We start from the raw sequence: 4,002 nt of genomic DNA, 5'->3' as shown, positions 1-4,002 counted from the left end.
TGCTGCTCGACGAGCCGACCAACCATCTCGACGCGGGCGGACTCGCCTTCCTGACGCGCAGGCTGCGCGAACACGCGGGCGGCCTCGCCGTCGTCAGCCACGACCGGGCGCTGCTGCGCGACGTCGCGGACCGCTTCCTCGACCTCGACCCGACCCGCGACGGAAAGCCGCGCCTGTACGCCGGGAGCTACGACGCCTGGCAGGACGCCCGGCGCCGCGAGCGGGAGCGCTGGGAACAGGACCACGAGGAGCAGCAGGCCGAGCACCGGCGGTTGCAGGACGCGGTCTCCAAGGCCCGCGACCGCCTCTCCACCGGCTGGCGCCCCGAGAAGGGCACCGGCAAGCACCAGCGTCAGTCCCGTGCGCCGGGCGTCGTGCAAGCCCTGCACCGGCAGCGCGAGGCTCTGGAGGCGCACCGCATCGACGTGCCGGAGCCGCCGCCGGTGCTGCGGTGGCCCGACCCGGGCGTCCGGGCGGGCTCCCCGCAACTGCGGGTGCACGGCGTCGCCGTCGACGGGCGCCTCGCGGAGCCGGTCGACCTCACCCTCGCCGGCGGCGACCGCCTGCTCGTCACCGGCCCGAACGGCGCCGGGAAGTCCACGCTGCTCGCCGTCCTCGCCGGTGCGCTGGAGCCCACCCGCGGGCACGTCCTGCGGGCGAACGGCGCGCGGGTCGTCCGGCTCACCCAGGAGACGGCCGCACAGGATCCCGCGCTCACCGCCCGTGAGGCGCACGCCCGTCAGGTGGGACGGCTGGTGGCCCGCGGAGTGCTCCGCGACGCGGACGCCGTCCCGCTCGGGGCGTTCGGCCTGCTGGACTCCGAGGCGCTGCGCACCCCGGTCGGGCGGATGTCGCAGGGGCAGATGCGGCGCCTCGACCTGGCGCTCGCGTTGGCCGGGCGGCCCGGACTCGTCCTCCTCGACGAGCCGACCAACCACCTGTCGTCGACGCTGGTCGACGAGCTGACCGAGGCGATCCGCGCCACGAGCGCCGCGGTCGTCGTCGCGACGCACGACCGCCAGTTGCTGAGGGATCTCGCCGACTGGCCGCGCCTCGACGTGGGCGCGTCCGCGGCACCGGCACGGAGGGACGGAGGTGCCCGGACACCCCGGGGCTCCTAGGCGGGCCTGATGGAGGAGAGCTGCACGAGCAACAGGATCAGCCGGTAGGCGTCGGTGAAGTCGGCGGTCGTGAAGGCGATCGTGCGGCCGCCCCCGACGCGCGAGACGCCCGGCACGAGCGTTGCCAGGTCGACCATGTGCGGGCCGGCGAGGTCGACCTCGACGTCGAGCGGACCGGACAGGACCAGCGGGGGAATCCGTCGGCAGCGGGTGATCGCGTCGGCGGCCGCCTCGCGCAGGCGGTCCCGGGCCTCCGCCGGGTGCAGGGCCAGGGCGGCCGCCTGGCCGAGCGCCTCCTTCACCGCGACGGTGACGGCGCCGGGCACCAGCTCGGACAGTTCGGCGCAGGCGGCGTCGTCACCGCTGAGGAGCACGACAGGCACGCCCAACTGCCCGGCCATGGCGGCGTTCAGGCCGATCTCGCCCAAGGACCGCCCGGCCACGCGTACGTCGAGGACGGCGTCGCTCATGGTGTGCGCGAGGACGCCCGGCCCCTGACCGGCCCGTGCGTGGTAGCCGACGAAGAGCACCGCGTCGGTGTCCTCGTCGAGCCCGCCCAGCATGCCCAGCGGGCGGGGCTTTCCGCGCACCAGGCGGACCCGCCGGTCCAGTTCCTCCGGCAGGAGGTTGCGGAAGGGCCCGTGCGCGTCGGCGACCCGGACGTCGGCCGTGGGCTCGGCGTCCAGGACACCGGCGATCACGGCGTTGGCCTCGGCGGTCATCGCCGCCCGGCCGCGCTCGTAGTCGTAGCGGTCGGGGTTCGTCTCGGAGGAATGCGCGATTCCCGAGATCCCCTCCATGTCGACAGAGATCAGCACCTTCATGCCGGGGGAGTGTACGCACCACGGATCCGGCGTGACGTGGCGCCGAAACCCGCATCGGGCTGCGCGCCCGGCGGAACCCGGGCACCATCGAAGGAACCCCGGGAGGCGAGCATGGAGTACACGATCGAGGTCGTCGTGGTCCCCGTGACCGACATGGACCGCGCGAAGGAGTTCTACGCGGAGAAGTGCGGCTTCAAGGTCGACCTCGACCAGCAGGTCGCCCCGGGCACCCGCATCATCCAGATCACCCCGCCGGGCTCCCGCTGCTCCATCGCCCTGACCTCCGGACTGCCGCCCGCGCCCGGCCTCGGCCAGATGGCTGCCGGCGCGCTCCAGGGAGTCCAGATCTGCGTGACCGACATCGCCGCGTCCCGCGCGGAGTTGGCGGCCCGCGGCGTGGACATCTCGGAGGTCCAGCACGTCGGAGTGTCCGGCGGCTGGGAGCCGGGGCCGGGCGACACCTGGAACGCGTTCGCGTTCTTCAAGGACCCCGACGGCAACGGCTGGGTACTGCAGGAGGCCCCCGGGCCGCTGTCAACCCGCTGATCCGCGCCGCCACCGCTCCCGACGCCACGGTCAAAGACGCCCTCGCCCCGCTGATAGCGTGCCCCCTTTCCGGTGGATGGATCATGGGGAGGGCGACAGCCGTGCAGGAAGCCGTGGGGGACGTGGCGCGCCACGAGGTGGACCGGCGGTACCTCGACCGGGCCTTGGAGGACATCGCGGGGAGGGCGTTCAGCCGCTGGCACTCCCTGCGCTACGACAGCCTGTCCCTGGCGAAGATCCGGGCGATGCAGGACGAACTCCTCGACCACGTCGCCGCGCGCACCGCGCAGGGCGGCACCCTCGACACCTCCGCGCGCTCGGTCCTGCAGACCGCCGCGGAGTGCGCGCTCGGCGCGCTGAGCGTCGGCTGCTTCCCCGACGGCGACCAGGAGATCCCCTTCCCGGTCATAGGCGAAGTGCTCAGCAGCGAGAGCGTCTCGTTCGGGGACCACGTGGTGGAGCAGGCACCCACCGCCAGGACATGGGTCGACACCTTCGCGATGTGCGTGGTCAGCGGCGCGGTCTGGGAGTGGCAGCGGGTGATCGGACTGCTGCTGCGGGGCGACTACGCCTCCGAGATCCGCGACGGCGTGCCGTACTCGAAGCTGGAGTCGGTGTCACGGCCCGCCGACCTCGCGGAGATGGACGCGCTCTGCGGCTACCTCGCCGAGTCGCGCGGCCATCTGCCCAGCGGCTGGCCGAAGGCCCCGCTGTGCAAGCCGGACGCCGGGCAGCGCGCCGCGGCCGCCGGGGCGCTGGACGCCGCGGGCCCGCTGACGCCGGATCAGCGCCTGCTGCGGGTGCTCCTCGACGACGACCGGCAGGCTTTCGAAGAGGCTCTGGTGGCCCGGCTCGTCGCCCACCGGGAGAGCGCGGGCGCCGACGCGGCGCCCCGGAGCCTGCTGCCGGTCGGCCCCCTCGCCCTGGCGGCCCTCGCGGTCCAGGTCCACGGCTGGGAGCTGGGCGTCAGGTCCGGCTATCTGCCGCCCGACCTGCTCGGTACCCCCGACGCGCTGGAGCGGACGGCCGGCGGCGGGCGCGCCTCCTGAGAGGCCGGCTCCGAGGGCAGGCCCCTCGGAGCCGGGACCTGTTGGGAAAGTGCAGGTCGCACGGATTGCTAGGGTCCAGGCATGACGCGCCTGAAGATCGAGATATCCGTTCCCGAGAGTCATGCGGAGGCCGTGATCGAGGCCCTCCACACGGCCGGTGCAGGACGGGTCGGCGACTACGCACGGTGCTCCAGTGTCTGGAAGGTGACCGGCAACTGGCAGGCCCTGCCCGGCGCGGAGCCGTACGACGGTGAGGTGGGCGTCGTTCAGCACAGCGAAGAGTGCCGGATCGAATCCGTCTGCGACGCGGATCAGGCCGGCGCCGTCCTGCGGGCTGTCCGCGACGCCCATCCCTACGAGCAGGCGGTCATCCACTTCCTGCCGCTGTACGAGCCGTGAGCGATGTCGGTGGGGGCGTCAACCAACAAGATCCACGTCTGCGACAGGCCCTAGAAGTCCCGT

The 4,002-nt window shown here is 73.5% G+C and carries 5 protein-coding genes; 4 read left to right on the top strand and 1 reads right to left on the bottom strand.

From position 1 onward, the window contains the following. A partial coding sequence (locus AOK22_RS32770) for an ATP-binding cassette domain-containing protein (protein ID WP_157872344.1) occupies positions 1-1,121 on the top strand: 1,121 nt, incomplete at its 5' end. On the opposite strand, the gene AOK22_RS32765 is transcribed toward AOK22_RS32770, so the two are convergent. Next, positions 1,118-1,945: a M55 family metallopeptidase gene (locus tag AOK22_RS32765; RefSeq protein ID WP_055702352.1), complete on the bottom strand. Its 828-nt coding sequence runs from the start codon at positions 1,943-1,945 to the stop codon at positions 1,118-1,120. The two genes, AOK22_RS32770 and AOK22_RS32765, sit on opposite strands and share 4 nt — an antisense overlap. A 111-nt stretch (positions 1,946-2,056) precedes the next feature. Here AOK22_RS32765 and AOK22_RS32760 point away from each other — a divergent pair, with 111 nt between their 5' ends. The 3 genes from AOK22_RS32760 to AOK22_RS32750 all read left to right on the top strand — a co-directional run bounded on the left by AOK22_RS32760 (position 2,057) and on the right by AOK22_RS32750 (position 3,939). Then, a complete protein-coding gene (locus tag AOK22_RS32760) occupies positions 2,057-2,491 on the top strand; it encodes a VOC family protein (RefSeq protein ID WP_055702351.1) in 435 nt (144 codons plus the stop codon). 83 nt (positions 2,492-2,574) lie between these two features. Then, entirely contained in the window at positions 2,575-3,540 is a 966-nt protein-coding gene (locus tag AOK22_RS32755) for an immunity 49 family protein (protein WP_425264096.1), read from the top strand. 81 nt (positions 3,541-3,621) lie between these two features. Then, on the top strand, positions 3,622-3,939 hold the full coding sequence (locus AOK22_RS32750) for a YqfO family protein (protein WP_055702349.1): 318 nt from the start codon (positions 3,622-3,624) through the stop codon (positions 3,937-3,939). The last annotated feature ends 63 nt before the right edge of the window (positions 3,940-4,002 follow it).

Source organism: Streptomyces silaceus (assembly GCF_001419745.1).
Classification (GTDB): Bacteria; Actinomycetota; Actinomycetes; order Streptomycetales; family Streptomycetaceae; genus Streptomyces; species Streptomyces silaceus.
Note: the sequence above shows the minus strand (reverse complement) of the source record. Positions and strands in the feature narration are given on the sequence as shown.